General features: G+C 59.5%; 26 protein-coding genes and 1 riboswitch. Of the genes, 16 read left to right on the top strand and 10 right to left on the bottom strand.

The annotated features are described in order from the left end of the window. Positions 1 to 13: 13 nt before the first annotated feature. The 3 genes from HY36_RS11860 (at position 14) to HY36_RS11850 (ending at position 2,609) form a co-directional block, all read left to right on the top strand. Positions 14 to 760, top strand: a complete 747-nt coding sequence (locus tag HY36_RS11860; RefSeq protein ID WP_035553018.1) for a sulfite exporter TauE/SafE family protein — start codon at positions 14 to 16, stop codon at positions 758 to 760. A gap of 155 nt (positions 761 to 915) precedes the next feature. Continuing rightward, on the top strand, positions 916 to 1,830 hold the full coding sequence (locus HY36_RS11855) for a LysR family transcriptional regulator (RefSeq protein WP_035553363.1): 915 nt from the start codon (positions 916 to 918) through the stop codon (positions 1,828 to 1,830). Positions 1,831 to 1,844: 14 nt separating this feature from the next. Next, positions 1,845 to 2,035, top strand: a riboswitch (yybP-ykoY riboswitch). Positions 2,036 to 2,039: 4 nt separating this feature from the next. Continuing rightward, positions 2,040 to 2,609 (top strand): TMEM165/GDT1 family protein, encoded by a 570-nt coding sequence (locus tag HY36_RS11850; protein ID WP_035553016.1) that lies wholly within the window; start codon positions 2,040 to 2,042, stop codon positions 2,607 to 2,609. 7 nt (positions 2,610 to 2,616) lie between these two features. Here the strand turns inward: HY36_RS11850 and HY36_RS11845 are convergent, their stop codons facing one another. Both HY36_RS11845 and HY36_RS11840 read right to left on the bottom strand, forming a co-directional pair. Beyond that, a complete protein-coding gene (locus tag HY36_RS11845; protein WP_035553013.1) occupies positions 2,617 to 4,347 on the bottom strand; it encodes a cation:proton antiporter in 1,731 nt (576 codons plus the stop codon). A gap of 31 nt (positions 4,348 to 4,378) precedes the next feature. Further along, on the bottom strand, positions 4,379 to 4,840 hold the full coding sequence (locus HY36_RS11840; protein ID WP_035553009.1) for a nucleoside deaminase: 462 nt from the start codon (positions 4,838 to 4,840) through the stop codon (positions 4,379 to 4,381). Positions 4,841 to 4,890: 50 nt separating this feature from the next. Between HY36_RS11840 and rsmD the strand changes: the two genes are divergently transcribed. Then, positions 4,891 to 5,451, top strand: coding sequence for a 16S rRNA (guanine(966)-N(2))-methyltransferase RsmD (gene rsmD / locus HY36_RS11835; protein ID WP_035553006.1), 561 nt, complete (start codon positions 4,891 to 4,893; stop codon positions 5,449 to 5,451). Here rsmD and HY36_RS11830 read toward each other — a convergent pair. Continuing rightward, positions 5,448 to 6,452 carry a patatin-like phospholipase family protein gene (locus HY36_RS11830; protein ID WP_035553003.1) on the bottom strand — a complete coding sequence of 335 codons (1,005 nt, stop codon included), beginning with the start codon at positions 6,450 to 6,452 and terminating at the stop codon, positions 5,448 to 5,450. The genes rsmD and HY36_RS11830 overlap by 4 nt on opposite strands. 165 nt (positions 6,453 to 6,617) lie before the next feature. On the opposite strand from HY36_RS11830, the gene HY36_RS11825 reads away from it, so the two are divergent. The 3 genes from HY36_RS11825 (at position 6,618) to HY36_RS11815 (ending at position 8,971) form a co-directional block, all read left to right on the top strand. Further along, the gene (locus tag HY36_RS11825; RefSeq protein WP_051602752.1) at positions 6,618 to 7,682 is read left to right on the top strand and encodes a glycosyltransferase family 2 protein; all 1,065 of its coding nucleotides are present in this window, start codon (positions 6,618 to 6,620) and stop codon (positions 7,680 to 7,682) included. Next, a complete protein-coding gene (locus HY36_RS11820) occupies positions 7,679 to 8,119 on the top strand; it encodes an NUDIX hydrolase (RefSeq protein WP_206741194.1) in 441 nt (146 codons plus the stop codon). Before HY36_RS11825 ends, HY36_RS11820 begins: the two co-directional genes overlap by 4 nt. 66 nt (positions 8,120 to 8,185) lie before the next feature. Next, a complete protein-coding gene (locus HY36_RS11815) occupies positions 8,186 to 8,971 on the top strand; it encodes an SDR family NAD(P)-dependent oxidoreductase (protein WP_035552998.1) in 786 nt (261 codons plus the stop codon). A 75-nt stretch (positions 8,972 to 9,046) separates the two neighbouring features. On the opposite strand, the gene HY36_RS11810 is transcribed toward HY36_RS11815, so the two are convergent. Then, the gene (locus HY36_RS11810; protein ID WP_035552996.1) at positions 9,047 to 9,376 is read right to left on the bottom strand and encodes a hypothetical protein; all 330 of its coding nucleotides are present in this window, start codon (positions 9,374 to 9,376) and stop codon (positions 9,047 to 9,049) included. Between the two features lie 407 nt (positions 9,377 to 9,783). Between HY36_RS11810 and HY36_RS11805 the strand changes: the two genes are divergently transcribed. Then, positions 9,784 to 10,767 (top strand): NAD(P)H-dependent flavin oxidoreductase, encoded by a 984-nt coding sequence (locus HY36_RS11805; protein WP_035552994.1) that lies wholly within the window; start codon positions 9,784 to 9,786, stop codon positions 10,765 to 10,767. Positions 10,768 to 10,829: 62 nt separating this feature from the next. Here HY36_RS11805 and HY36_RS11800 read toward each other — a convergent pair whose 3' ends face one another. Both HY36_RS11800 and HY36_RS11795 read right to left on the bottom strand, forming a co-directional pair. Continuing rightward, positions 10,830 to 12,041 (bottom strand): PQQ-dependent sugar dehydrogenase, encoded by a 1,212-nt coding sequence (locus HY36_RS11800; RefSeq protein ID WP_035552991.1) that lies wholly within the window; start codon positions 12,039 to 12,041, stop codon positions 10,830 to 10,832. 63 nt (positions 12,042 to 12,104) lie between these two features. Further along, positions 12,105 to 13,097, bottom strand: coding sequence for a D-2-hydroxyacid dehydrogenase (locus HY36_RS11795; RefSeq protein ID WP_081806171.1), 993 nt, complete (start codon positions 13,095 to 13,097; stop codon positions 12,105 to 12,107). On the opposite strand from HY36_RS11795, the gene HY36_RS18540 reads away from it, so the two are divergent. After that, positions 13,077 to 13,490 (top strand): TIGR02301 family protein, encoded by a 414-nt coding sequence (locus tag HY36_RS18540; RefSeq protein WP_162175990.1) that lies wholly within the window; start codon positions 13,077 to 13,079, stop codon positions 13,488 to 13,490. The genes HY36_RS11795 and HY36_RS18540 overlap by 21 nt on opposite strands. Here the strand turns inward: HY36_RS18540 and soxR are convergent. Continuing rightward, complete coding sequence (gene soxR, locus HY36_RS11785) at positions 13,487 to 13,954, bottom strand: redox-sensitive transcriptional activator SoxR (protein WP_035553356.1); 468 nt, start codon at positions 13,952 to 13,954, stop codon at positions 13,487 to 13,489. The two genes, HY36_RS18540 and soxR, sit on opposite strands and share 4 nt — an antisense overlap. A 97-nt stretch (positions 13,955 to 14,051) precedes the next feature. Between soxR and HY36_RS11780 the strand changes: the two genes are divergently transcribed. The 5 genes from HY36_RS11780 (at position 14,052) to HY36_RS11760 (ending at position 18,457) form a co-directional block, all read left to right on the top strand. Next, complete coding sequence (locus HY36_RS11780; RefSeq protein ID WP_035552986.1) at positions 14,052 to 14,435, top strand: VOC family protein; 384 nt, start codon at positions 14,052 to 14,054, stop codon at positions 14,433 to 14,435. A 134-nt stretch (positions 14,436 to 14,569) separates the two neighbouring features. Then, on the top strand, positions 14,570 to 16,498 hold the full coding sequence (locus HY36_RS11775; protein WP_081806170.1) for a gamma-glutamyltransferase family protein: 1,929 nt from the start codon (positions 14,570 to 14,572) through the stop codon (positions 16,496 to 16,498). Between the two features lie 52 nt (positions 16,499 to 16,550). Then, positions 16,551 to 16,895: an endonuclease domain-containing protein gene (locus HY36_RS11770; RefSeq protein ID WP_051602750.1), complete on the top strand. Its 345-nt coding sequence runs from the start codon at positions 16,551 to 16,553 to the stop codon at positions 16,893 to 16,895. 52 nt (positions 16,896 to 16,947) lie between these two features. Continuing rightward, complete coding sequence (locus tag HY36_RS11765) at positions 16,948 to 17,595, top strand: uracil-DNA glycosylase (RefSeq protein WP_035552983.1); 648 nt, start codon at positions 16,948 to 16,950, stop codon at positions 17,593 to 17,595. Positions 17,596 to 17,659: 64 nt separating this feature from the next. Beyond that, positions 17,660 to 18,457: a hypothetical protein gene (locus HY36_RS11760; RefSeq protein WP_035552981.1), complete on the top strand. Its 798-nt coding sequence runs from the start codon at positions 17,660 to 17,662 to the stop codon at positions 18,455 to 18,457. Between the two features lie 10 nt (positions 18,458 to 18,467). Here HY36_RS11760 and smpB read toward each other — a convergent pair whose 3' ends face one another. Continuing rightward, on the bottom strand, positions 18,468 to 18,947 hold the full coding sequence (gene smpB, locus HY36_RS11755; protein WP_035552979.1) for an SsrA-binding protein SmpB: 480 nt from the start codon (positions 18,945 to 18,947) through the stop codon (positions 18,468 to 18,470). A gap of 9 nt (positions 18,948 to 18,956) precedes the next feature. Beyond that, entirely contained in the window at positions 18,957 to 19,838 is an 882-nt protein-coding gene (dapA, locus tag HY36_RS11750; RefSeq protein WP_035552976.1) for a 4-hydroxy-tetrahydrodipicolinate synthase, read from the bottom strand. 102 nt (positions 19,839 to 19,940) lie between these two features. On the opposite strand from dapA, the gene HY36_RS11745 reads away from it, so the two are divergent. Further along, on the top strand, positions 19,941 to 21,965 hold the full coding sequence (locus HY36_RS11745) for a lytic transglycosylase domain-containing protein (protein WP_035552972.1): 2,025 nt from the start codon (positions 19,941 to 19,943) through the stop codon (positions 21,963 to 21,965). A 314-nt stretch (positions 21,966 to 22,279) separates the two neighbouring features. Next, complete coding sequence (locus tag HY36_RS11740; protein ID WP_035552970.1) at positions 22,280 to 24,517, top strand: TonB-dependent receptor; 2,238 nt, start codon at positions 22,280 to 22,282, stop codon at positions 24,515 to 24,517. A gap of 62 nt (positions 24,518 to 24,579) precedes the next feature. Here HY36_RS11740 and HY36_RS11735 read toward each other — a convergent pair whose 3' ends face one another. Continuing rightward, positions 24,580 to 26,127: an acetolactate synthase large subunit gene (locus HY36_RS11735; protein WP_035553351.1), complete on the bottom strand. Its 1,548-nt coding sequence runs from the start codon at positions 26,125 to 26,127 to the stop codon at positions 24,580 to 24,582. Positions 26,128 to 26,162: the final 35 nt, after the last annotated feature.

Raw genomic sequence — 26,162 nt, 5'->3', positions numbered from 1 at the left:
CTAGGTCGGCACCATGAGCCCGATATCTGCCGCCATCATTCTCGTCACTGTGTTGGCCACGAGTTTCCTGTCGGGCATATTTGGCATGGCTGGCGGCATCATCTTCATGGGTGTGCTGGCTGCGCTGGTTCCCGTGGCCACCGCCATGATCATACACGGCACCGTGCAAATGGTGGCGAATGGCTACCGGGCCTATCTTTGGCGAGAGCATATCGACTGGACCATTTTCCGGCGCTACGCGCTCGGCTCGGTCGCGGCGATTGGATTGCTCTTCGCGCTGAGCTGGCGACCGGACAAGCAGATGGTCTACCTGATGCTGGGTCTCGTGACCCTGCTGGTATGGCTGCCGAAATCGGTCGCGGATCTCAATATCCAGAAACGGTTCCAGGCCGAGGGTGCCGGATTTGTCGTGCAGGCGCTGAACACCGTCGCCGGGGTTGCCGGGCCACTGATGGACCAGTTCTTCGTGAACACGGCGATGACGCGCCATCAGATCGTTGCGACAAAGGCCGTGACGCAGGTCCTGGCGCATTTTGTGAAGATCATCTTCTGGAGTGTACCCGTCATCATGGCGTCCGGCATCAAGATGCTGCCGCCAGCCTGGCTGATCCTTGCGGCGGTGCCGCTCTCCATGCTGGGCACGACTTTGGGCGGCAAGGTGCTGGACCGGATGAGCGATGTGAACTTCAAACGCGGTATGAAGTATCTTGTGACGGCTGTGGGCGTGGTGCTGCTGATTCGCGCCGCGGGCTGGCTCTAGAGCCGCCGCGCACAGGCTTTCCAATTGTGTGGGCGTTCTCGCCGCGTTCATTCACCACCTCTATTCTGGCGGTGACGATAACGCGCGCTCGATCATTCGGGAAATTTATTATATGAAGACTTCACATCACCACTGGTGATGAGTTGGAGCGCGCCATGAACCTCAGATCGCTAGACCTGAACCTGCTGCCCGTACTGGAGGCTGTCTACACTGAACGCAGCCTGACACGGGCGAGCGAATTCCTGCACATCACCCAACCGGCCGTCAGCAATGCCCTGGCGCGGCTGCGCACGCATTTCGAGGATCCGCTGTTTGTGCGCGAAGGGCACGGCGTGAAGCCAACCGCAATGGCCGAAGCGCTGATGCCCGCTGTACGCGACGCGCTGGACAGATTGCGCGCCGGGCTAGAGCCCCGATCGGCGTTCGAGCCTTCCCGGTCAACGCGTGTGTTCAACATCTCGGCGCGGGATGCAGGCGCGTTCATGATCGCGCCTCGCCTTGCCCAACGCCTGCAAGCCGATGCGCCTGGGGTTCGGATCGCTTGGACACAACTCAATCGCGGGGCAATCTCTTCCGAACTCGCCTCAGGTCGCCTGGACCTGGCGATCGATGTGCCTGGCATTCGCGGCACTGACCTCGAACGCGAGCAATTGATGACGACGCCCTATGTGTGCGTCGTCTCGGAAGACCATCCGCAGGCTGGCACAGAGATGAGTTTTGAAACCTATCTGGAGCTTCGCCATGTTGTCGTGTCCAGTCGCCGGGAGGGCCGCTCCTACGTTGAGGAGGTCGCGCGGACGCATGGCGCCCGCATCACGCCTGTCATGCGACTGCCCCATTACATGCCCGCGATGGAGATTGTGCGTCAGACCGATCTGGCGCTCACCCTGCCGGCACTGATGGCCCCGGCACCGGGTTTGGTGACTCATGAATTGCCAGGCGTGTTCCCGCCGCTGGACAGCGAACTCTACTGGCGGCGAGAGAATTCTGAGGATGCTGCCTTGTCCTGGTTGCGGTCGCTTATTCTGGAAACGGTGGAGGATATTCTGCCGCGCTTGCCTTCCACCTGAGCAGGCGATACGAGAGCCCCGTCACTTGGGGAGTAGCCAGCCGGTCTGATGATCGGGCCTCCGCGTCAACATACTCGGCCAACAGGTCGTGGCGCGAAGGGAGCGGGCAACCGTTCGGGCGAGACCAATGACGCCGCTTTCCTGCTCGGGCCGGGCACGGGAAGCTGGTGTCATTGCGTTAGTATTGCCCGGCCTGGAGACCGCCATTCATGGAAGCCCTTCTCACCTCCACACTCGTGGTCGCGCTCGCGGAAATCGGCGACAAAACACAATTACTCGCCATCCTGCTGGCTGTGCAATTTCGAAAGCCGCTCGCGATTATTGCCGGGATATTCGCTGCCACAATCGCAAATCACTTTCTCGCAGCACTGATCGGATCGCAAGCCGCCGCATTTCTTGAAGGAGACTGGTTTCGGTATCTGATAGCCGCATCTTTCCTGTTGATGGCGGCCTGGACGCTGATCCCCGACAAGCTGGACGAAGATGAGCGCCCTCGCATGCGAAACGGCGCCTTCCTCACGACACTGATCACCTTTTTCCTGGTGGAGATGGGTGACAAGACGCAGGTGGCGACAATCGCGCTAGGCGCCCAGTTTGAGCAAGTTGCGCTGGTCACGCTCGGCACGACAGTCGGAATGATGCTGGCCAATGTGCCAGCGGTTTATTTTGGCGAAGCGGTAATCCGGCGCGTGCCCCTCAGCGTCGTCAGGCGGCTCGCGGCACTGTTATTCCTCGCGCTTGGAATTTGGTTGATCGCCGAAACGGCGGGATGGCTGTAGCAGACCATCAGGTTCCGATGCGGTGATATTCCTCATCACGTTCCGCAGCCAACCGGTCACGGATCGTCTCATCATTATAGCCGAACTCATGAAGTGTGCGCCCGGCCATTTGCAGGCCGGATTCGACCGCATCCGGAATAACTTCCTTGGCCCCGGCGTCGATCAAGCGCTGGGCATGCTCGTGGTCCCGCGCGCGGGCAATGATTGGCACTTCCGGCCGCAATTTGTGGAATGCGCGCACCATACCCTCAGCGGCGCTCACATCATCCACGGTGACGACGAAGAGGCGCGCGCCATCTGCGCCTGCGCTGTGAAGGATTTCCTGGCGAGCCGCATCGCCCAGATAGGCACGCCAGCCAGCGTTTCGGGCGCGGGAGACGTTGACCGCGCTGCGTTCCAGCGCCACCACATCAGCCTCTTCCGCCGCCAGAATGCGGGCAACCGCATGCCCTACCCGGCCAAAGCCCGCAATGATGACGTGGCCCTCAAGGTCAGAGAAGTCTTCCTCCAGCGTGTGCGCCGGTTCCTGCGCTCTCAGGCGATCCGCAATGAACGTACCGACCTTGCCCAGGATCGGGATCAACAGCATGGAAAGGCCCGCAATCGCGGCCATCATCCCTCCGGGCTCGGGCGCCAACGCACCAACAGCCGTTGCTGCCGCAATCACGACAAAGGCAAATTCCCCCGCAGGCGCGAGAAGAAATGCCGCCTCGATCGACATCGGCGTCTTGCCAGCAAAAAGGCGCAGGGCACCAAATCCGATAAACAGTTTCAGCAACAGCAATGCGCCCAGTCCAGCCAGGATCACCCAAGGCTGGGACAGGATCGACGGCAAGTCGAGACCCATGCCGACCGTCATGAAGAACAGGCCAAGCAGGATGCCCTTGAATGGCTCAAGGTCCACTTCGGTCTGGTGCTTGAACTCTGTCTCGCCCAGCAACAGCCCCGCAAGGAACGCCCCAAGCGCAAGCGACAGACCAGCCGTCGCGGTAATGGCCGCTGCCCCGACCACAGTCAGCAAGGTCAACGCCATCAGGAAGTCTCGTCCCCCGGCAGCAGCGGCGAGACTGAACATGCGGCGCAATCCGAAACGACCGATGATCATGATCGCCACAATTGCGATGACGCCATTGACCAATGCTTCCAGAAGGACGGCAGTAAGGTTCGTACCCGCTTCGATGTTCACGAAGCCCACGAAGATCAGGATTGGCGCGACGAGAATGTCCTGAAACAGCAGAACCGCCAGCGCGGCGCGTCCGACCGGCTGGGCCGCCTGTTTCTGCTCGATCAGCAACTGCATGACGATGGCAGTGGACGAAAGTGCGAGCGCAAGACCGCAGATGATGGCCGCTTCTGCTGGCAGCCCCACCTGCCAGGCGATCAGGCCTATGGCGAGCGCACTGACCCCGGCCTGCAAACCGCCTGCGCCAAACACAGCGCGCCTTAGTCCCCAGAGTTTTTCGAACGAAAATTCCAAGCCCAGCAGGAACAAGAGGAACAGCACGCCAAGCTCAGCAAACGGCGCAGCGGCTTCAGGTTCTGAAATCGAAAAGTATTCGAGGAAGTGGTACTGATGCGCCAACTGGCCCAACGCATACGGGCCGAGCGCAATGCCGGACAGCATGAAGCCGACCACGGCGGGCAGTTTGAGATACCGGAACACGGGTACGACGACACCCGCGGCAAATAGGAAGACGACCGCATCCTTGATGAGTATCTCGTGACCCGGTTCTGTCATGCCTCGCTCACACCCTCTAAATTATCCAGCCTCAGCCCCGCCGAGCGCGGAAGAAGTCTTTCAGCAGGGCGCTGGCCAACTCACCCGTCGCCTCGTCCTGCTCCACGTCCGGCCGCCAATGACAGGTCGGCTGTTCGAAGAAGCGCGCGCCATGAATCACCGCGCCGCCCTTTGGATCACACGCTGCGAATACGAGCTTGCCGATACGGGCAAAGCTGATCGCCCCGGCGCACATCGCGCACGGCTCCAGTGTCACATAGAGATGCAAACCGGTCAGCCGGTAATTCCCCCTGGCCGCCGCCGCTGCGCGCAAGGCAATGATTTCAGCATGCGCCGTCGGATCATGCCCGGCAATCGGGCAATTGGCCCCCTCGCCCACAATAGCGCCCGTCTCCGGATCCACGACCACAGCGCCGACCGGCACTTCACCGGCCTCAGCAGCCTGCCGCGCCAGCTCCAGCGCGCGGGTCATCGGATCAGAAGGAATTGTCATGAGAATGGGATCGCCTTACACGGGCCCAAAGTAAAGGGATGGCTTGTCGAATGCGCATTATTGCCGGACAGCACAAGGGACGCGCCATTGCTGCGCCAAAGGGACAGGGTACGCGGCCGACCGGGGATCGCGCGCGCGAGTCCATCTTTAACATGCTGGCCCATGCCGACTGGGCGCCCGAGATGGAAGGCGCCCGCGTGATTGACCTGTTCGCAGGCTCCGGCGCGCTGGGCCTGGAGGCGATGAGCCGGGGCGCGGCCTTCTGCCTGTTCGTCGAGACCGATCACGGTGCGCGCGGCGCGATCCGCGACAATATCGAGACGCTCGGACTATACGGGAACACGCGCCTGCATCGCAGGTCCGCGACCGATCTGGGCGAGAAGCCCGCCGGCGTCGGCCAGCCCTTCACGCTGGCCTTTCTGGATCCGCCCTATCACAAGGGCCTCGCCGAACCGGCTCTGGCGTGTCTCGTTTCTGGCAACTGGCTGACCGAGAAGGCTGTTGCGGTCGTCGAGACCGGATCGGACGAGATGATCGCGCCGCAAGGGTGGGATGTTATTCAAACACGCGACTATGGCGCAGCGCGGATCTGGTTCCTGACGCAAAGCTAGCCTTCAAAGAATTCCTTGCGCAAATCCAGATGCGTCTGGTTCGTGCCGATCATTTGTCCACACTCTGCCAACCAGCTTTCAGCCGCAGCGCGGCCCATTTCCTTGAGTTTTGTAAGGAAGCTCCAACTCGTATCATATTTTGTACGTAGGCTGAATTCCAGAAGATCCTGCCCACCCTTGATCGCGTGAATATTGAGACGACGGTACTTCTTGAGCATCGGCTCCTTAAGCATGCCGTCATCCAGCAGACGCTGGACAAAGGCGATGGCACGCAACTCTCCGATCAGGGCCGCATTGAAGCTGATCTCATTCATACGGTCCTGAATTTCGCCAGCCCGTTTCGGGACGCCATCCCGACGAATGGGGTTCAGCATCACCAGCAGCACATCGCGCGGCGCTCCGGAATAGATAAGCGGAAACAGGCTCGGGTTGCCCATGAATCCGCCATCCCAATAGGCCTCGCCATCAATTTCCACAGCCTGGAAGGTCTGAGGCAAGCAGGCAGAGGCGAGCACTGTATCGAGCGAGATATCGCCATCCTCGAAAACAGTGACGTGACCGGACTCAACATTGGTCGCCGACAGAAACAGTTGGATGCCGGAATCATCCACTTTCGAAAAGTCGATCACGTCCTTCACGACATCCCGCAATGGGTTGATGTTGAACGGATTGAGATCGTACGGGCTGGCGAGGCTCTGTACCGCACTGGCGTAAGCGAAGGCGATGGGGCTGAGCGCACCATAGGGCGTCAAGCTGCGGCCCGAGCGGGAAATGCCGCGCCACAACGCTTCCAGCGTATCCTTCACACCTTGAGCCCCGTTTTCCGCCATACCAGCCGCTAGCGCCACCGCATTCATGGCCCCAGCCGAAGTTGCCGTAATCGCAGAAATCTCCAGTGATTCCTCTTCAACCAGCCTGTCCAGAACACCCCAGGTGTAAGCACCATGTGCGCCGCCACCTTGTAGGGCGAGGCTGAGGGATCGCGAGGTCTGCTTTGCCATTCTGGAAATCCCGTCTTCAGTCTTGATGAAACTCACATTGCGGTTTCTGGCTTAGTGCGTTGTTCGCTCAGACATATGACACAAATGCCTTGGGTCTCCCCATCGTGACGCGAAAACGCAGGCTTTGTCGAATCTGGTCGATTTTGGCACAGAGTTTGCGTTAAAATGCCCGGTAACCAACTGGAAAAGCAGGTATCCGCGATGCCGTACGAGATTCCGCCAAAGCCCGTGATCTCAGTCATCATGGCGAATTACAACAGTGAGGCCTTCCTCGCTGGCGCAGTCCATTCGGTGCTGAACCAAACCAAGGTCGCACTCGAACTGATACTTGTCGATGACGGCTCCAGCGACAATAGCGTGAAGATCGCTGAACGGATTGCTGTCACTGACCCTCGCCTGCGCATCGTCAGCGGAACGCGTTATGGCGGCCCCGCGCCTGTGCGCAATCGTGGACTGGAAGACGCCAAGGGCGACTGGATCGCCATTGTCGACAGTGACGACTTGATCGTTCCCGATCGTCTGGAGCGCATGCTGTTTGCCGCCGAAGAGGCCAACGCTGACATCCTGATCGACAATCTTGCCATATTCCAGTCTGATGGTCCGCCAAATATCACGACCATGTTCGAAGGCGATTTGCGTGAGCGCCCGGCTCGCATCATGGAGAGTGAGTACATCAAGGCAAACATGATGTATGGGCGTGGCAGTAAGCTCGGCTATGCAAAACCACTGATCCGGCGGGCATCGTTGGAAACCAACAACATCCGCTACAACGAATCCATGCGAATCGGGGAAGATTACGACCTTATCGTCCGCCTACTGTCAGCAGGCGCGCGCATGATGAGCATCCCGGATGTCATGTATTTCTATCGCAAGCATGGCCAATCCATTTCGCACAGGCTTGACGCCATATCGCTTGATGCGCTGGCCCATACGGCCAATGAAGCCCTGCGCCAACCTAATCCGCATGCAGAAGTTACAGCAGCGCACGTTGCCCGACTAAAGTCTATTCAACGCGCGGTCGTGTTCGATAAAGTCATGACAGCGCTGAAACAGAAAGACGTGTTGGGCGCCGCAAAACTGGTCGGAACGGAACCCTCCGTAATTCCCCTCCTGCGAATGCCGGTGATCAGCCGCATCCAGCGCCGGACCGGAAACCCTCTCGCACGATACGAGACCGACCTTGAAGTTCAGTTGAGCGAGCTTCGCGCACTCTGTCACATCAGCGCATGACCGACACTCCTATGAACAGGGTTGCACCCGCAGTGGGTACGGTATGTTTCAAAGGCGACGATGTTCTGCTGATCCAGCGTGGAACCAAACCACTTCAGGGCCAGTGGTCCCTGCCGGGTGGCCGCATCGAGCGCGGAGAACATGCTGACGTTGCCGCCTTGCGCGAACTGAAAGAAGAAACTGGTATCACGGCGCGGATCGTTACTCTGGTCGATGTGGTCGATGCGATCTTCAGATCACGCCAAAGTGGTGACGTCACCCGACACTACCTTCTGTTCGACTACGCTGCCGTCTGGATCTCGGGCGAACCAAATGCCGGAGACGATGCCGCACATGCCGAATGGATGAGCCCAAGTCGTCTGAACCAGCTGGACCTTTGGGAAGAGACCCGCCGCATCATCCATGCGGCCCGGCTCGCGATCACTCAACCAAACTGAGACTTGACCGCCCCTACGTCACCCGCTTGATCTGCTGATCAGACAAATCATAGCGGAGGACACCAGATGACTTATGCACCTTTCAATCTCGCAGGTAAGGTCTGCGTCATAACCGGCGGGAACAAGGGCATTGGCCTAGGCATGGCTGAAGCGCTGGCCGCATCGAATGCAGATATTGTGATCTGGGGCCGCAAGGCAGACGATAACGCCGAAGCCGTCAAGAAGCTGGAAGCTCTCGGCACCGGCAAGGCAAAAGCCTGGCAAGTCGATGTCGGTGAGGAAGACCAGGTCGTAAAGGCCATGGCCGAAGCGGAAGAAGAGTTTGGCCGCATCGACACCTGTATCGCCAATGCCGGTGTCGGACGCGGCGCGGCAAATTTTGGCGACATGACGCTCGACACATGGCGCTACAATCAACGCATCAATTCTGAAGGCGCCTTTCTTACATTGCGGGAGGCGGCCAAGTCGATGGTCAAGCGTGCCAAAGCCGGCGACCCGGGCGGCAGTCTGGTGGGGACAGCTTCGCTTGCTGGTATTGAAGGCGCAGGCCGCAATCAGGCTTACGGCCATACCAAGGGCGGGCTGATTGCCATGATGAACGCGATTGCGGTTGAGTATGGTCGCTATCTGATCCGGGCAAACTCCATTCTGCCAGGCTGGATTGCTACAGATATGACAGAAGGTGGCCAAGCGAACGAAGTGTTCAACACAAAAGTCATCTCCCGCGTGCCGATCCGACGTTGGGGAGAACCGGAGGATTTTGGGGGTATCGCCGTCTATCTGGCGTCAGACGCCTCGAAGTATCATTCCGGCGACACGCTGATCGTCGATGGGGGGTATGCTAAATTCTGATCCGCACCAGAACGCGACAAACAAAAAAGGGCTGCCCGCAGGCAGCCCTTTTCTTATGTGTTCAAGACAAACCGATTATTCGGTTGGCTCTTCCGTAGTAGCTTCTTCTGCTTCGTCGGCAGCTGCTTCTGCTTCGTCCGCAGCGTCTTCAGCAGCTTCTTCCGCATCGGACATGGCGTCGTCCATAGCTTCGCTGGCATCATCCATCGCGGCGTCGACGTTGTCGCCTGCTTCTTCAAGCGCTTCGCCAGCATCATCGACAGCTTCGTCAACCGCTTCAGCAGCGTCATCCGCAGCTTCTTCGATGGACTCAACCGTCGTGGTTTCTTCAGGAGCCGTCGTTTCTTCCGCTGCACAGGCAGCCAGAACAAGCGCAGACGCACCAATAATCAGGAGTTGTTTCATACCTTTTCCCCTACTTCAGGCCAAAGATGACCGGGCAGAGGTTTACCATCTGCCGACCATGACGCAAAGATGGTTTCAGCTGAGGCGCGAATGCAGCCCGTTCGGACGATTATTCTAGAATTAGTGCGACTTCGCGCCCTGCTGAGGCAATTTCGGGCGGTTTCGGGCACTTCTTCATCATTGTTTAGGCCTGATCTGCGCGTTCGCTTCTCCTATCACCAGGCGCGCGAAACTCAGGATTTCTTCGAATCTTGTGCAGAATCGAAGAAGCTGACCGAATCAGCCATGAGGCGCAGCGATTGATTTCCCCCTGCCCGGTCAATCTCGCGCAATCCGCCTTGCGTTGACGCAAGGACGGCAATTTACGGTCCCTCAAAACCGAAAAGACTGATCCGGGAGACATAAACATGGCCTTGCAGACTGCACTCACGAAAATGCTCAATATCGAACATCCGATCATGCTCGCAGGCATGGGCGGCGTGTCCTATGCGGAGGTTTGCGCTGCCATGTGCAATGCGGGCGGCTATGGCGTGCTGGGCATGGCGGGCACCACACCAGACTTTATCGAAGGCCAGATGAAGCGCGTTCGGGAACTGACCGACAGGCCGTTCGGCGTCGACCTGCTGGCCGCGAGCCCCGAAAGCCTGGAAGAAAGCGTCGATGTCATCATCAACAATGGTGCGGACAGCTTCATCGCAGGACTTGGCGTGCCCATGCCAATCATGGAGCGGCTCAAGAAAGCCAATGTAAAAGTCATGGTTGTCGGCGGCGCTGTGAAGCATGCCATCAAGGCCGAACAGGCTGGATGTGACGCAGTGATCCTGCAGGGCGGCGAAGGCGGGGGACATACGGGCCTCGTCGGCACCATGCCCCTTGTCGCGCAAGCCGTGGAAGCCGTGAACATACCGGTGATCGCAGCCGGCGGCATCTATGACGGGCGCGGCCTCGCAGCGGCCTTGTCGCTTGGCGCTTGTGGCGTCTGGATGGGCACTCGCTTTATCGCCTCAACCGAGGCGCATGCCGCTCAGATGTATAAGGACACCGTGGTCGGAGCTGGCGACACGGACACAACTCGCACGCGTTGTTATTCGGGCAAGCCAATGCGTTGCCGTACGAACGATTACATCAAGGATTGGGAAGGCCGCCCAGAAGACATCCAGCCCTTCCCGCATCAGGCAATCCATTCCCACCAGACGGGTGTGATCGGCGGCATCGGCGGCATCACGGATGAAGAGAAACTCAATCCGGACACGTCCTGTTTCGCGATGGGTCAATCAGCAGGCGGTGTGAAAGAGGTGAAGCCAGTGGCAGAAATCGTGGGCGACATCATGCGCGACGCCGAGGCGGCCATTGATCGCGTATCGTCCCTAAAGGCCAAGGCTACAGCCTGATCAACACGTAGTTCCCAAGTAAAAAGCCGGACCTGTATGGTCCGGCTTTTTCTGTTCGATCGCTACTCTGCTGGCGTCAGGCGGATGAGGCGACCGCCCTCCTTGTCTTCCAGCACATAGAGCGCGCCGTCAGGACCTTGCTCAACTTCACGAATGCGCTTGCCCCATTCAAACCGTTCCGCTTCCTTTGCCACTGGCTCGGTTTGTCCGCCCTTTGGTGGCTGGCCAAGATTGTCCGTCGGCTGCGTTTCGAATGATACGCGGATCAATGCTTGTGAAGACAGGCCACCTATGAAGGCATTCCCCTTCCAGTCTGCGAACATATCTCCGTCATAAAAGACCAACCCGGCCGGGCTGATGGCCGGAACCCAGGCGATGGCCGGATCTTCGAAGATCGGATTGCTTTCATGTGTCGGGATCGGCTTGCCGCTATAGTGATCACCCTCTGACACTTCCGGGTAGCCATAATTTTCGGATCGCACGATCAGGTTCAACTCGTCTCCGCCCTTTGGGCCCATCTCCACGACCCAGAGACGTTGCTCTCCATCAAACGCAATTCCGAGCGGATTTCGGTGGCCGAGCGTCCATATCTGATCCGCCATTGCCCCATTTCCATAGAACGGGTTGTCTTCCGGAACCGAACCATCCTGATTGATGCGCACGACCTTGCCCAGATTCATCGCCATGTTTTGGGCTGGCGTAAATTTCTGGCGTTCGCCGGACGCAATGAACAAATGCCCATCCTGCGCGATAGCCAGTCGATGCCCATAGTGACCATTGCCAGTCATTTTCGGCGTTTGTCGCCAGATGACTTCGCGGTTCTCCAGAGCGCCGCCTTCAGCCGTGAGATTGAGCGTTGCCCGTTCAACCGCCGCGCCGCTTAAATTGTCATCCTCTGCATCGCGCTCGACATAGGACAGAAAAACGGTGCTGTTGTCGGCGAAGTCGGGATGAACGATTATATCTCCCAGACCGCCCTGGCCCCGCGCTGTAACGGATGGCACATTTGCGATTTCTCCGAGCTTCTTACCGTCTGCTCCCAACAGCCACAGATTGCCATCCTTTTCGGAGACAAGCGAACGCCCGTCCGGCAGGTAGGTCATCGCCCATGCGCTATCGAATGTTTCAAGCGGTGTCACAGTAAGTGCCGTTCCTGCCGTTCCGGTGACGCTAATCGGCTCGGGGGCTTGCTCGTGATGTTCGGCACTCGCGCAACCGATCAGCAATGAAGCGGCGCTGGCGCTGACCAAACAGCGCAGAATGAATGATGACATGAAAATTCCTCCGGAGGCAGATATCTGCTCCGGAAAACGCGGGGCGGCGAAAAGGGTTCCCCGCTATTCGTTCGCAAATGTCTCCGGCGGGACGACATGCTTTAACGGCTCGCCCGCCAGATAACGCTGGAGATTGTCGAGAAAGGTCTCGTCCGCGCGAATGTAGGTTGCCTGGGTCATGGCGCTGTTGTGCGGCGTAATGGCGATCTTCGGATGGTGCCAGAGCGGGCTGTCTTTCGGCAGCGGCTCCTCAGCTGTTACATCAACAGCGGCGAAGGCTGGACGGCCTGCATCAAGCGCCGCAACGAGCGCGCCCTCGTCAATCAGTTGTCCACGGCCCAAATTCATCAGAAGAGCGTCGGGTCTCATCGCAGATAGAAATTCTTCGTCCACAAGCCCCTCGGTCTCGTCCGTAAGCGGAAGGCTGAGCAACACCACATCCGCCTGCGCCAGCTCACTTTTAACCAACGCCATCGGAACAATGTGATCGGCGCCCTCGGCCGGGCCGGGAGAGCGACGCGCCCCCGTAACATGTCCGCCAAGCAACTGCACGCGTTTGCCAACCGCCGAGCCGATAGAGCCATACCCGACGATCAGCCAGCGCGACCCCATCATCTCGCGCATCTCCAGTCGGCTCCAGTTTCCGTCGGCCTGCTGAGCGCGATGTTGGGGGCCACATTTCAGAAAGTCGAATGCCTGCCACAACGCCCACTCCGCCATCGCTTCAGACTGGGTGTGGTTCGTGGTGTAGAGCCGCGAAATTTTCCCAACGGAGATCAATGCAGCATTGTCGAGACCTGCCGCAGACGATTGGAACCAGTCAATCCCACCAGTCTTGAGAACAGCGATCATGAAATCGCGGACATGATCCCCGAACCAGACATCTGTATTGCCGAACACGATGTCCGGGCGGATGTCATGCACCACGGTGCCGTCCCCGGCATGGGAAAACAGGCCATCTTCGTCCATCACAATGAACTCGACCTTGTGTTCAAGGCCCTTGAGCCTTTCGCGAATGCGCGCAAAAGTCTTCGCATGAAGCAAACAGGTTTTCATGTCCTCCTGCTTAGCGCGCTCGCCTTCTGCGGCGCAAGCGTGGCGCAGTCCGATCTGCCAATGCGCGGGCCGGATTACTTCCGTGATGCCAAGGATTTGGCCGCCACATTGGGCGCCGCGCACGCCATTCGGGTCGAGTGCAATGGCCGGGGCGACCAGTACTGGCGGCGCTACATGTCCGACATGTTGAAATATGAAGCGCCCAATCGCGGTGCGGTACGCAGCTCACTTGTCGAGGCTTTCAACGAAGCCTTCACCAGCGCTGGCCGCATCTACCAGTCCTGTGACAATCGCGCGGTTGAAGCGGAAGCGGATTTCGCCGTGAAAGGCCAGGAAATTGCGACCCGCATGGCGACCCACTATTTCCCTCAGCCCCCAGCGCGCAACGACTAGGATTCGGTCGATACCACGCTGACATCGTCCAGCAGGAAACGCGGCCCGGTGCCAAGCCCGCGCGCGCGGTCCTCCGGATTGTATAGCTGGCACTTTTTCAGCGACAGGCACCCACACCCGATACACCCATCCAGCTTCCGCCGTGTGCGCTCCATCAGCGCGATGCGCTCGTCCAGCAAATGCCGGAAGGCGGTACTGATCCGCGTCCAATCCCGCTTCGTTGGCGTCCGTCGGTCAGGCAGTGACGACAGAAGCTGGCCGATCTCCTCAATTGTCAGCCCGATCTGCTGGGCAATCAGAATGAACGACAAGCGGCGGATATCCGACCGCAGGAAAACCCTCTGACCACCCGGTGAACGCTCGGGATGCACGAGCCCGCGTCCCTCATAAAACCGGATCGCCGAGACCGACAGGCCGGTCCGCGCAGCCACTTCGCCGATTGTCAGCCCCGTCTGAACCGCCATGAAAAAACCTTCCATTTCGCGCTTGACCTCAACTTAAGTTGAGGAATTACGACAGCCATATCAGAGATTTGATCAAGACGAAACGGAGTCGAAAACAATGAGCATTGCCAAGTTTGAACACGTGAACGTAACGGTTCGCGACCCGAAGAAAACCGCGTCCATGCTGACGAAACTGTTCGGCTGGAAAGTGCGCTGGGAGGGGCCAGCGAAGTATGATGGATACACGGTGCATGTCGGCACGGACGAGGATTACATCGCGCTCTATGCCCTGCCCCAGCAGGACCAGCCGGAACAGGAAAGCTATTACCGGACAGGCGCCGTCAATCATTTCGGCATTCTGGTGGATGATCTGGACGCGACCGAGCGGAAGATCCTCGACGCCGGTTATCGCACCCACAGCCACCAGACCTATGACCCCGGCAGTCGCTTCTATTTCCACGACCATGACGACATCGAGTGGGAGGTTGTGAGCTATGCTTGACGGATTGATCCATTCCTACCTGGACGCGTTCGGCCAGGGCTGGCGACCGCGCGACGACTTCCCCGACACCGACTGGGACTCGCTTCTGCCCCGAAGCGCGCTAAGCTCTCCTCAAACGAGGACAGGAGAGGCTGATGAGACCCATTCAGGCAATCGCCGCAACAGCGCTGGCTATCGGATTGTACGCGTGCGCTACACCGCCAGCACCGGATGAAACGCAAGTAGACGCGACCGCCAAGGTCACGCAGAAGAAAGTGGTCCGGATATCCGTCGAAAAGGATGCCGAAGCTACCCCGCCGGGGCCGGGTGACCGGATGATTACCGGGCGGGACCTTGGCACCCGCTCCTCAGTGGTGGCCCCCAATGGCGCGGCCGCCACGGCCCATCCCCTCGCCACGCAGACGGCGCTTGATGTGCTGAAAGCGGGCGGCTCAGCCGTGGACGCTGCCATTGCCGCAAATGCGATGCTCGGCCTGGTCGAGCCGACCGGAAACGGCATCGGCGGCGATCTGTTTGCCATCGTCTGGGACCCGGAAACGCAGCAGCTCTACGGCTATAATGGTTCCGGCCGCTCACCCATGAGCGCGACATTGGACGACATGCAGGCGAAAGCCGACGAATTCATGCAAGGCGAAGAGATTCCGCCCTTCGGCGCTGCGCCGGTAACCGTGCCCGGCACGGTTGATGGCTGGTACGCGCTGCATGACAAGTTCGGCAAGCAGCCGATGAACATGAACCTCGAACCGGCCATTCAGTACGCTCGCAACGGCGCGCCGATTCCTGAGGTCATCGCCTATTATTGGGGCCGCAACGCAACGCGCCTGCAGGAAGCGGCTGACAGCGGCATGCTGGAAGAGTTCGACAATGCGAAGGCGACCTATTTCTCGCCCGCGCCGAAGGAAGGTAGCCTGTTCCGCAATCCTGATCTGGCCGACACGCTGGAGCGGATCGCTTACAAGGGCCGGGACGAATTCTATTCCGGCGAAACCGCCCACATCATGGGCGACTATTTCGAACGGATCGGCGGCTTCCTGACCTATGAGGACTTTGCCGCCCATACCGGCGAATGGGTCGAGCCGATCTGTGTGACCTATCGCGGCGACTACAAGGTCTGCGAATTGCCGCCGAACACGCAGGGCATCGCGGCGCTTCAGATGCTGCAGATGCTGGAACGGTTTGACCTGCGCGGCATGGGCTTCGGCTCGGCCGACAGCATCATGGCGCAGGTGGAAGCGAAACGGCTCGCCTTTGCAGACCGGGCGGCTGGCTATGCTGATCCAGAAACGTCCGGAATTGATCCCGCTATCTTTGTTCGCCCCGGCTACAATGCTGAACGGGCAGACACGATTGACCTCGGTCAGGCGATGGCACCTCCTGCCCCCGGCTTCGCAGACGCAGATGCCAAGCTGAACGACGGCGACACCACCTATCTCACCGTCACCGACAAGGACGGCATGATGGTCTCCCTTATCCAGTCAAACTATCGCGGCATGGGCACAGGGCTCGTTGCGGATGGCCTCGGCTTCATGTTCCAGGACCGGGGCCAGTTGTTCAGCCTCGACCCGGCCCATCCGAACGTGTTCGAGCCGGGCAAGCGCCCCTTCCACACGATCATCCCCGCCTTTGCTTTCAAGAAGGACATGCCGGGCTGTCAGGTGCGCGCCGAACCGATCGAACAGGCCTGCCCGTTCGAGCCTTGGCTTAGCTTTGGCCTGATGGGCGGCGGCATGCAGCCGCAGGGCCATGTGCAGGTCATCCTGAACCTCGTCGATTTCGACATGGGCCTTCAGGAGGCCGGCGACGCCGCGCGCTGGGAACATGTCGGCGGCTGCGAGCCAACGGATGATCTGAACGGCGACAAATGTGAGAGCGACATGGGCGTCGTGCATCTGGAAAGCGGCATCCCGCCGGAAACTCGCGCCGAACTGGAAGCGCGCGGTCACACGGTCGAGTGCTGCAAGGCGAATGCAGGCGGCTATCAGGCCATCATGCGCGACTTCGAGACCGGCGCCTGGATCGCCGCCACCGAAATGCGCAAGGATGGCAGCGCGGATGGGTACTAGACTCCCCTCTCCCTTGAGGGAGAGGGGCCGGGGGTGAGGGAGCGCAAAGCCGATGACACGTGACTTGTCCACGCCGCGCGCCCGTCGCCTGCGGCAGGACGCCAATGCGCCTGAACAGGTCGCATGGCAGATATTGCGCCAATTTCGCAAGCAGGGCTTCCCGGTCCGCCGACAGCACCCGATCAACGGCTACATCGTCGATTTCGCCATCACGAAAGTGCGGCTGATCATCGAGATCGATGGCGGCATCCACAAGCTGCCGGAGGTGAAGGCGCGGGATGACATCCGTGAGCAGGCGCTGCGTGGACTTGGCTGGGATTTCCTGCGAGTTCCAGCTAGCGACGTGTTTGATGCAGACCATCTGATGGGTCTTGTGCAGGAGAGATTGGGACTATGACTTCAACTGTGTGCCCCCTCACCCCTGCCCCTCTCCCCGGGGGGAGAGGGGTATGAGTCCAGAAGCCCCGGCCGATTGTCCTCTTTGCCCTCGCCTTGTGGCGTATCGGGAAGAGGTCGCGGCGAAAGAGCCGGATTGGTTCAACGGCGCCGTGCCGAGCTTCGGGCCGGAGGATGCCGAATTGCTGATCATCGGCCTTGCACCCGGCGTGACCGGGGCAAACCGGACGGGCCGACCATTCACCGGCGACTGGGCCGGGGACCTGCTCTACGCGACCATCGACAAGTTCGGCTACTCGACCGGCACTTATGATGCGCGGCCGGATGACGGGCTGGAACTGAAACGCGCCATGATCACCAATGCTGTGCGCTGTGTGCCTCCGCAGAACAAGCCGGTTGGCGCGGAGATCAACCAGTGTCGGCCTTTCCTGTCAGCGCGCATCGCGGCGCTGCCAAAGCTGAAGGCCATGATCTGCCTCGGCAAGATTTCCCATGATTCCACGGTGCGGACGCTGGGGCTGAAGCTGAAGGATTACCCCTTCGGCCACGGCACGCATTATGATGTGGAGTTCGCAGGTCGGCCGCTGGCGCTGATCTCGTCCTATCATTGCAGCCGCTACAACACGAATACCGGCCGCCTGACTCCGGAGATGTTCGAGGGTGTGTTCGCATTGGCAAAGGGCGTGACCGATACGGCCTAAGGGAGTTGCCATCGAAGCGTTTTCCGTTTATCGATAATATTGTTATTCGATAAGGGGATGCCCGATGCCTAGATATGCTGTTCCGCTGCTCACATGCGTTTTCGCATTGGTTTTTCTCGGCACAGGTGTCGCGCATGCTGCAAAGCTCGAAGTTGATCCGGACGCGCCCCTATGGATCAAACTTGCCACGGACGCTCTGCTTTATGCCCATATTGGCGGCGGCGCGGTGGGACTCGCATCCGGCGTCGCAGCGATTGCAGCGCGTAAAGGGCAAGCCTTGCACCGCCTTGCGGGGAAAGTCTTCTTCGTTTCGATGTTCGTCACCTATCTGATTGGTGCGGGCGTTGCGCCGTTCCTTGAGGAGGGCCAACGACCGAACTTCGTGGCAGGTATTCTCGCCTTGTACCTGCTCATCACAGCTTTGATCACAGTTCGCCAGCGTGGGCCTGTCCGAACCAACTGGCGGCATTATGTGGGACTGGCGACGGCGCTCGGCATAACGCTGATGGGCGTGGTGTTCATGTATATGGGCGCGAACAGCGCAACCGGCACCGTGGATGGCTCGCCGCCCCAGGCCTTCATCCTGTTCATTGTGGCTGGCAGTATCGCCGCATTCGGCGAATTGAATGTGATCCTGCGACAGGCGCTGTCCTACACGGCGCGCATTTCCCGCCACCTCTGGCGCATGTGTTTCTCGATGTTCATCGCATCCGGCTCACTTTTCCTGGGGCAACCGCAAGTGTTTCCCGAAAGCTTCAACCAGACCGCCTGGCCGTTCCTGCTGGCGTTTGCGCCCTTGATCGCCCTGATTGTCTGGCAAGGCCTGCTGAGGCTTCGCGGCAGAAAACTTCGCACTGCCTGAGAGGTAGGCCTCAGCCCTCTTTCAGAATCCGCGCCTTTTGTCGTTGCCAGTCGCGTTTGGCCTCAACTTCGCGCTTGTCATGGCTCTTGCGGCCGGTCGCAAGGCCGATGAGGAGCTTGGCCAGGCCGCGCTCGTTGAAATAGAGCTTCAGCGGCACAATCGTGCGCCCCGCCCGATCTACGGATTGGGACAGCTTCGCAAGTTCGCGCTTTGACACGAGCAGCTTCCGCTTGCGCTTCGGCTCATGGTTGAACCGGTTGGCAGCATTGTAGATCGGGATATCCGCATTGATCAGGTAGAGCCCACCATCTTCCGGGCTGACATAGGCTTCGGCGATATTCGCTTTGCCCTGACGCAGGGATTTAACTTCGGAGCCGACCAGCATGATGCCAGCCTCCAGCGTGTCCTCAACCGCATAATCGCGGCGAGAGCGGCGGTTCTCCGCGACCAGCCCATCCGAGCGGCCCTTTGTCTGACTCTTCTTTGCCATCGCCCTGATTTAGGCGTTCAAACCCGCAAGCGCCATGGCCTGATCAATTTCGGCCCGCTTTTCTGCAGATGGCGCCGTGATCGGCAAGCGCACCTCATCGGTGCAAAGCCCCAGTTTCGACAAGGCATATTTGGCCGGACCCGGCGAAGGCGAGCAGAACATCGCCTTGTGCAGCGCGATCAGCTTGCGCTCAATGGCGCGGGCTTCGTCCAGGTTTCCGGCGTGGAAAGCCTTGTGCATCGCGGCGCAGGCCTCCGGCATGACGTTCGCGGTGACGGAGATGCAGCCCATCCCGCCCATGGCGAGATAGCCGAGCGCGCTTGGATCATCGCCTGACAATTGAACGAATTGTGTGCCCTCAGGGATCGCTGCCATGTGCTGGCTGACACGCTCCATGTCGCCAGTCGCATCCTTGATACCGACAATATTCGGCAGCTGGGCGAGGCGCGCGACGGTGTCTGGCGCCAGATCAACGACTGTGCGGCCGGGAACGTTGTATAGCAGCACCGGCATCGCGACGGCATCGTTGATGGCGCGGAAATGGGCCTCAAGGCCATCCTGATTGGGATTGTTGTAGTAAGGGCAGACGACAAGCGCTGCGTCAGCGCCGACCGTCTTGGCATGTTCGACCAGTTCGATCGCCTCATCTGTGGCGTTGGCCCCGGCCCCGGCAATCACGGGCACGCGGCCTTTGGTAATTTCAACACAAAGCGTTACGACATCTTTATGCTCTTGCGTTGAAAGTGTGGATGTCTCGCCCGTGGTGCCGACCGGCACAAGTGCACTGGAACCGCCCTGAATCTGGCGCTCTACCAGTGCAACAAATGCGTCCCGGTCAACGGCCCCATTCTTGAAGGGGGTGACGAGTGCTGGGATTGAGCCATGGAACATCGTAAATTTGCCGCGATTCAGGTGTTGTTTGGTTTGATCGAATATAAATCGCCAATGCCTTCTCACGCTTTGGCCAAGAAATAAACTCTGCTGAGCCGTTTCATGATGCGACCTGTTGCCATTATTGCCTCACTTGCCGCCCTGTCCCAGGCCGCTGCGGCGGCTGCGGTGCCGGAAACCCCCAGCCTGAAACCTGACCGTCCTTACGTGTCGTCGGTCACGGACACCCGGAATGCCGAAATCCTGCACAAGGCATTGCGCGCGGCCGATGGATACGATTGGCCCGCGGTAGCACATTTGCAGACACAGGCCTCTGACGCGGATGTTCGGAACCTCATCATGTGGATCCGGGCGAGCCGCGGCGTGCCTGGCATGAATTTTTCGGAAGTATCCTTCGCGCTCGACAAACTCGAAGACTGGCCGAAACGCACATCAATGCGGCGCCGGGCCGAGGAAATCATCAGCGAATCTTCCTACAGCCACAAGGAACGCATCGACTGGCTGACCGAGTCCGGCCCAATCACGGGCGCAGGCAAAATCGCCCTTGCCGACAGTTGGCGCGCCATTGGTGAGCCGGGCAAGGCGCTGGAAGCCGTCCGCGACGCCTGGCACAACAATTCCCTGGAGCGCGCGGTGGAGCGCGAAGTGCTGGCCACGTACGGCAAACAACTTACACAGGACGACCACCGTGCGCGCGTGGAATTCCTGCTCTGGACCAATCAGCGCACGGCCGCATCAAACCTGAAATACCTGCTGACAAACGACTATCGAAAGCTGGTTGATGCCCGCATCGGTCTGGCGGCCCGCTCCCGTAATGTGGATGCGCTGGTCGACGCGGTGCCGTCGCACCTTCAGGACAATCCCGGCCTTCTTTATGAGCGTGCCAAGTGGCGTCGCCAGAAGTTGCGCAATCAGGACGTAGCAACCCCGCTGCTGACAGGCATTGATGGGAATGAGGTTCCCGAAGCTGGCCGCTCCCGACTTTGGGACGAGCGCAACATCGCCATCCGCACTGATCTGAAGGACGGCAACTGGTCCCGCGCATATCAGCTCGCCTCACCGCATGGCATGGATAGCGGCGGTGACTTTGCTGAAGCCGAATGGGTCTCCGGCTGGATTGCCCTGCGCCTCAATAATGATGCCGATCGCAGCTTGCAGCATTTTGAAACGATGGCCGATGGCGTGTCGACCCCGATCAGCGTCGCCCGTGGCAAATATTGGGCAGGTCGGGCGCGGGATGCACTTGGCCAATCTGATGCTGCGCGAACCGATTACACAGCAGCGGCAGAACATAAATTCACTTACTACGGTCAGCTGGCTGCGGAACGTCTTGAGGACAAGAAGCTCTCCTTCCCCAAAACCACCGAGCCGACAGCTGAAGAGATCGAAGCGTTCGAGTCGCGCCCCATGGTTGCAGCCCTTCGCCTGCTCGGTGAAAGCGGCGAGGAACGCCTGTTCCGCGAGTTCGCCTACCATCTGGACGATCTGCTGGAAACGGAAGCGGAATACCTGCTGCTTGCCCGTCTTGCGACGGAGTACCAGGTGCCGGATGTCGGCGTTCGTGGCGCAAAAGCCGGACTTGCCAAAGGCATCGTCTCGACAGATGCCGCCTATCCGGTCGTTGCCTATCCCTTGCTGCGAGAGCCACAAGTGGAGCGCCCGCTAATGCTCGCCCTGTCTCGACAAGAAAGCGAGATGAACCCCAATGCGATCAGCCATGTTGGCGCGCGCGGCCTGATGCAGTTCATGCCGGCAACTGCCCGCAACGAGGCTCGTTTGCGCGGCTTGCCATATCGTACATCCTGGCTGACGGATGATCCGGGCTACAACATGACGCTGGGCGGACAGCATCTCGATACGCTGCTCTCCCGGTTCAATGGCAGCTACATCATGACCGCAGCGGCCTACAATGCCGGACCTAGCCGTCCGCGCCAGTGGATCAAGGATTATGGTGATCCGCGTACGGGCCAAGTCGATCCGATTGACTGGGTTGAGTTCATCCCGTTCTCGGAAACCCGGAATTATGTCCAGCGTGTCCTTGAGAACACACAGGTCTATCGTCATCGCCTGATTGGTGAGCCTGTCGAGATCAAGATCGAGGAAGACCTCGAACGCGGCAGACAATAACACCCGGCCTCCTGTTAGCGATATCGCGATTCATGACGGCGCCAGAGCCCCTGCTCTGACGGTACAATTCATCGCATATACTTTGCTTCGCAGATAGAGATGATGCTGGTGTTCGCGACGTGCCACCTCGCGTCGCTCCTCCGGTCCCACGCTCACCGATTTTAGCCGATGCGCCAACAAGGAATGGTTATGCAATCCATTTCCGTCGCGGCACGCCCCCATATTGCAATAACAGCAGGCTTGACAAGAAACACGGCCCGATTGAGAAGCTTGCTTAATAAAACTTACAGATAGAAATCGGGAGGAAGTAAGTTATGGCGCAAACGCGTTTGACCAAAGGCGTGCTTTATTCAGCCGTCGCTTCGGCAGCCATTGGCATGTTCATGCCCGCCGCCAGTTGGGCACAGGAAGACACCACCACAGCATCCGAGTCGGGCCAACTCATGCTGGACGAATTGGTTATCACCGCGCGTAAACGCGAAGAGAGCCTGCAGGATGTTCCGATCGCCGTGACCGGTATTGGTGGAGACCAGCTTCGCGATGAACAGATTACGGACCTTTCCGAGATCGCACTCCAGGTTCCGAGCTTCACGTTCCAGTCTCAGAACAGCATGGAATCGGAGATGTTCATCCGGGGCGTTGGATCCGTTCGCCTGAATGGCGCTACGGCTGACCCATCAATCGGCACATTTCTCAACGAAGTTTATGTCGGTCGTCGCGGTTCTGCCACGCCTCCCATCTTCGACCTGTCCCGCGTAGAAGTTCTGCGCGGACCGCAAGGCACTCTTTTCGGCAAGAACATTGTCGGCGGTGCCATCAACCTTATCACGGCCGCGCCGCAGGATGAGTTTGACGCGGGTGGTTCCGTATCAATCGGCAACTATTCCAGTGTCCTCGCCGAAGGCTTTGTCACAGGTCCGGTGACTGACACGGTCTCCGCGCGCCTCGCCCTGTTCCGCGAAACCCATGATGGCTACGCGAAGAATATCGTCACTGGCCAAGACCTTGAAGACAAGGACTCCACAGCCGGACGCCTTTCGCTGAATTGGGATGCGTCGGATACAGTATTCGTGTCCGTTGTCGCAGATTACAGTCAGGATCGCGCCGGCGGCCCGTCCCGTCACGCGGTCGACGATCCGAAAACACCCGGCTTTGGCTTCATCACGCCGAACATTCCGGAAGATCCACGCGTCAACGTTTCCCCCTATGATCAGTACGCTGACCGCGATACGGCTGGCCTGACTGGCCGTGTCGAATGGGACATCGGCGAAATGTCGCTCGTCTATCTGGCCGCCTACCGCTATGGACAAGGCGATGGCCGCTGGACCCAAGCCGGTGCGGCGTCCCCGCCATCCATCACGGATAGTACGCTGACCCAGCACGAACTGTACCAAGGCGTCACGCAAGAACTTCGCCTCGCATCTTCGCAGGACAACGCATTCCGTTGGGTGGCAGGTCTCTACTATCTCGATGAAAACGTGAAACGCGTTTCCCGGAACACAGCCACATCCTTCCTGCCGGGCGGCCCAGGCGGCACGCGGGACTCCCTTGATGGCGACAACATCTATCTCGGCTACAGCGACACGGCCAGCTACGCAGCCTTTGGTGAAGTCGAGTACGATATCACGCCTGATGTGACGCTTGCAGTTGGCGGCCGCTTTACGCACGACAAGAAAGATCTCGACACGCGCGCGGTGATTCTGGACTACGGCCTGCCGGGCGACATCCTGTCTCCAGCCCCGCTACAGGAAGAATATGATGTCGTGCAAAGCGAGGAATGGTCTGAATTCACACCTAAAGTGGCGGTGAACTGGACCCCGACCGAAGACGCGCTCATCTACGCTTCGTACGCCAGCGGCTACAAAGGCGGCGGATGGCAGGGTGCGACGGCAAACGCTGTTGCAGCGGCCACACCCTATGATCCGGAATCGGCATCTACATACGAGATTGGTCTGAAGGCCGAATGGTTCAACAACCGCCTACGCACCAACCTTGCTGCATTCTACACGGACTTCACCGACCTCCAGGTAGAATTGCTGGACGATGTCAATCTGACGCTTGTCGTGGCCAACGCCGCCGACGCCGCGATCAAGGGTGTCGAGTATGAAGTACGTGTCCTGCCGACGGAATGGCTGACGCTCTTCGCGGCCGGATCCTTCCTCGACACAGAGTACAAAGACTATATCGACCCTCTGCGCGGCATCGACTACAGCGGGAACCAGCTTCAGAGAACGCCTGACTTCCAGTACACGATTGGCGCGGACATTGATCACCGTCTGACAGACAATCTGAACTTCATTGCGGCTCTGAACTACTCCTATCAGGACCAGATGTTCTGGGGCCCGGACAATCACAATGAAGAACCAGGCTACGGCCTCCTCAACGGCCGTATTGGCATCGCAGCTGCCGATGGCCGCTGGACGGCAACGATCTGGGGCAAGAACATCTCTGATGAGCTTTATCGCGTCAGCATCATTCCGTTCGCAGGTGATGAAGTGTCGCTCTATGGCGCACCGGAGACCTACGGCGTTCGTTTCTCGGCACGCTACTAAATCTCATCTGAGCACTTGAAGAATGGGCGATACGACCGGCGGTTGTATCGCCCTTTTTACGTCTAGCGCGCTGGAACATGCGCAGCGATAAGGCGCGGCCCATCAGCTGCAAAGGCGCGCTCAAGCGCCGCGTCAAACTCTTCAGCTGTTGTCGCATTCGCCGCCGGTACGCCTTGGGCTTCTGACAGTTTCACCCAATCAATCTCCGGATGGCCAAGGCCAAGCAGTTCCTGAGCCGCCGGGCCGGGATTGCCCGCGCCAGTCCGCGCAAGTTCGATGTTCAGAATGCGGTAGGAATGGTTGACGAACACGACATTGACCACGTTCGCGCCCTCCCGTGCCATGCTCCACAGCGCCTGATTTGTATACATGCCTGCGCCGTCACCGGTGATGCAAAGGGTCTTGCGGTCAGGCGCGGCAAGTGATGCGCCCAACGCGAGCGGCATTCCTTGGCCAATGGCACCACCGGTCAGCATCATCCAGTCGTGCGGGCGGGCACGCTGCGTCATCAGAAAGCTCGGCAGTCCATTGGAAACGCCATCGTCCGAAACGAAACACCCTTCTGGCATGTGACGCGCAATGGACGCACCGATGGCAGCCGCGTTGAGTGCACCAGTCGGCGCACCCGGCACATCAAGCTCTGCGACAGGGGCCGCCTCTTTCGTACCGAGTGCGTCCGCCAAGGCTGCCAGGATCGCGGCGCTATCGGTATCCGGCCCGCCAATCACCATCGGTGCGCAGCCTTCAGGGACGAGAACACTCGGCTTGCCCGGATACGCGAAAAACGCCACAGGCACTTGCGTGCCAGCAATCAACATCAGATCCGAACCTTCCAGATCCGCCATTGCGCCTTCGGCAAAGTATTGCATCCGGTCCGGCACGAAGCGACCGGCCCCACGCGCCTGACGCGGGAAGAAGGTGTCGGTGAGCACACGGATTCCGGCCGCCTTTACCCGCGCTGCCTGCGCCAGGCCTGCCTCGGTCAAGGCTGTGCCGTTTATGATGATCACGGGCTTGCTGGCGGATTTCACCGCCGCGGCGGCGGCATCGATGCGCGCCGGATCTGGTGCCCGCAAGGATGGCCGTGCACGTGTGGCGCCCGGCTTGCCACCTTCCAGCCAAGCCGTGTCAGCAGGCAGGATCAGTGACACAGGGCCGGGCTCTGGTCCGAAGCTCGCTTCCCAGGCTTGCGCGGCAAGTTCGCCCGCCTGCGCAACCGTATCAGCCGATTTGATCCAACGGGAATTCGGCCCCGCCATTCCAACCACATCAGACGCCAGCGGGGCGTCAAAGCGCTGGTGTGGAACGGCATGGTCTCCGATCACATTGACCATCGGCGTCCAGGCCCGGCGTGCATTGTGGATATTGGCACCACCATTCAGATACCCAGCGCCGAGGTGCAACAGCGTCATGGCCGGGGCGCCCGTTACACGCGCATGACCATCGGCCGCCCCTGTTGCCACACCCTCAAACAGGCAGAGCGTCGACTTGATACGTGGCTCATGATCCAACGCAGTAACAAGGTGCATCTCCGATGTGCCCGGATTGGCAAAGCAGGCGGTCACCCCATGATCGGCCAGCGTGGAAACAAGCGCTTCCGCACCCGTCATGGTTTGTATTGGCTGTTCAGTCATCCGGTATCCCT

Source organism: Hyphomonas atlantica corrig. (genome assembly GCF_000682715.1).
GTDB classification, from domain to species: Bacteria; Pseudomonadota; Alphaproteobacteria; order Caulobacterales; family Hyphomonadaceae; genus Hyphomonas; species Hyphomonas atlantica.
This window is presented reverse-complemented; position numbering and strand designations above follow the sequence as displayed.

Coding starts and splice junctions, on each gene's coding strand:
- HY36_RS11735 (WP_035553351.1), bottom strand. CDS start 26,127: ATGACGGGTGCGGAAGCGCTTGTTTCCACGCTGGCCGATCATGGGGTG.
- HY36_RS11780 (WP_035552986.1), top strand. CDS start 14,052: ATGAGCATTGCCAAGTTTGAACACGTGAACGTAACGGTTCGCGACCCG.
- HY36_RS18540 (WP_162175990.1), top strand. CDS start 13,077: ATGAAGCAAACAGGTTTTCATGTCCTCCTGCTTAGCGCGCTCGCCTTC.
- HY36_RS11770 (WP_051602750.1), top strand. CDS start 16,551: ATGACACGTGACTTGTCCACGCCGCGCGCCCGTCGCCTGCGGCAGGAC.
- rsmD (WP_035553006.1), top strand. CDS start 4,891: ATGCGCATTATTGCCGGACAGCACAAGGGACGCGCCATTGCTGCGCCA.
- HY36_RS11840 (WP_035553009.1), bottom strand. CDS start 4,840: ATGACAATTCCTTCTGATCCGATGACCCGCGCGCTGGAGCTGGCGCGG.
- HY36_RS11855 (WP_035553363.1), top strand. CDS start 916: ATGAACCTCAGATCGCTAGACCTGAACCTGCTGCCCGTACTGGAGGCT.
- HY36_RS11795 (WP_081806171.1), bottom strand. CDS start 13,097: ATGAAAACCTGTTTGCTTCATGCGAAGACTTTTGCGCGCATTCGCGAA.
- HY36_RS11740 (WP_035552970.1), top strand. CDS start 22,280: ATGGCGCAAACGCGTTTGACCAAAGGCGTGCTTTATTCAGCCGTCGCT.
- soxR (WP_035553356.1), bottom strand. CDS start 13,954: ATGGCGGTTCAGACGGGGCTGACAATCGGCGAAGTGGCTGCGCGGACC.
- HY36_RS11745 (WP_035552972.1), top strand. CDS start 19,941: ATGATGCGACCTGTTGCCATTATTGCCTCACTTGCCGCCCTGTCCCAG.
- HY36_RS11765 (WP_035552983.1), top strand. CDS start 16,948: ATGAGTCCAGAAGCCCCGGCCGATTGTCCTCTTTGCCCTCGCCTTGTG.
- HY36_RS11810 (WP_035552996.1), bottom strand. CDS start 9,376: ATGAAACAACTCCTGATTATTGGTGCGTCTGCGCTTGTTCTGGCTGCC.
- HY36_RS11820 (WP_206741194.1), top strand. CDS start 7,679: ATGACCGACACTCCTATGAACAGGGTTGCACCCGCAGTGGGTACGGTA.
- HY36_RS11860 (WP_035553018.1), top strand. CDS start 14: ATGAGCCCGATATCTGCCGCCATCATTCTCGTCACTGTGTTGGCCACG.
- HY36_RS11775 (WP_081806170.1), top strand. CDS start 14,570: ATGAGACCCATTCAGGCAATCGCCGCAACAGCGCTGGCTATCGGATTG.
- HY36_RS11825 (WP_051602752.1), top strand. CDS start 6,618: ATGCCCGGTAACCAACTGGAAAAGCAGGTATCCGCGATGCCGTACGAG.
- HY36_RS11815 (WP_035552998.1), top strand. CDS start 8,186: ATGACTTATGCACCTTTCAATCTCGCAGGTAAGGTCTGCGTCATAACC.
- HY36_RS11845 (WP_035553013.1), bottom strand. CDS start 4,347: ATGACAGAACCGGGTCACGAGATACTCATCAAGGATGCGGTCGTCTTC.
- smpB (WP_035552979.1), bottom strand. CDS start 18,947: ATGGCAAAGAAGAGTCAGACAAAGGGCCGCTCGGATGGGCTGGTCGCG.
- HY36_RS11760 (WP_035552981.1), top strand. CDS start 17,660: ATGCCTAGATATGCTGTTCCGCTGCTCACATGCGTTTTCGCATTGGTT.
- dapA (WP_035552976.1), bottom strand. CDS start 19,838: ATGTTCCATGGCTCAATCCCAGCACTCGTCACCCCCTTCAAGAATGGG.
- HY36_RS11850 (WP_035553016.1), top strand. CDS start 2,040: ATGGAAGCCCTTCTCACCTCCACACTCGTGGTCGCGCTCGCGGAAATC.
- HY36_RS11805 (WP_035552994.1), top strand. CDS start 9,784: ATGGCCTTGCAGACTGCACTCACGAAAATGCTCAATATCGAACATCCG.
- HY36_RS11830 (WP_035553003.1), bottom strand. CDS start 6,452: ATGGCAAAGCAGACCTCGCGATCCCTCAGCCTCGCCCTACAAGGTGGC.
- HY36_RS11800 (WP_035552991.1), bottom strand. CDS start 12,041: ATGTCATCATTCATTCTGCGCTGTTTGGTCAGCGCCAGCGCCGCTTCA.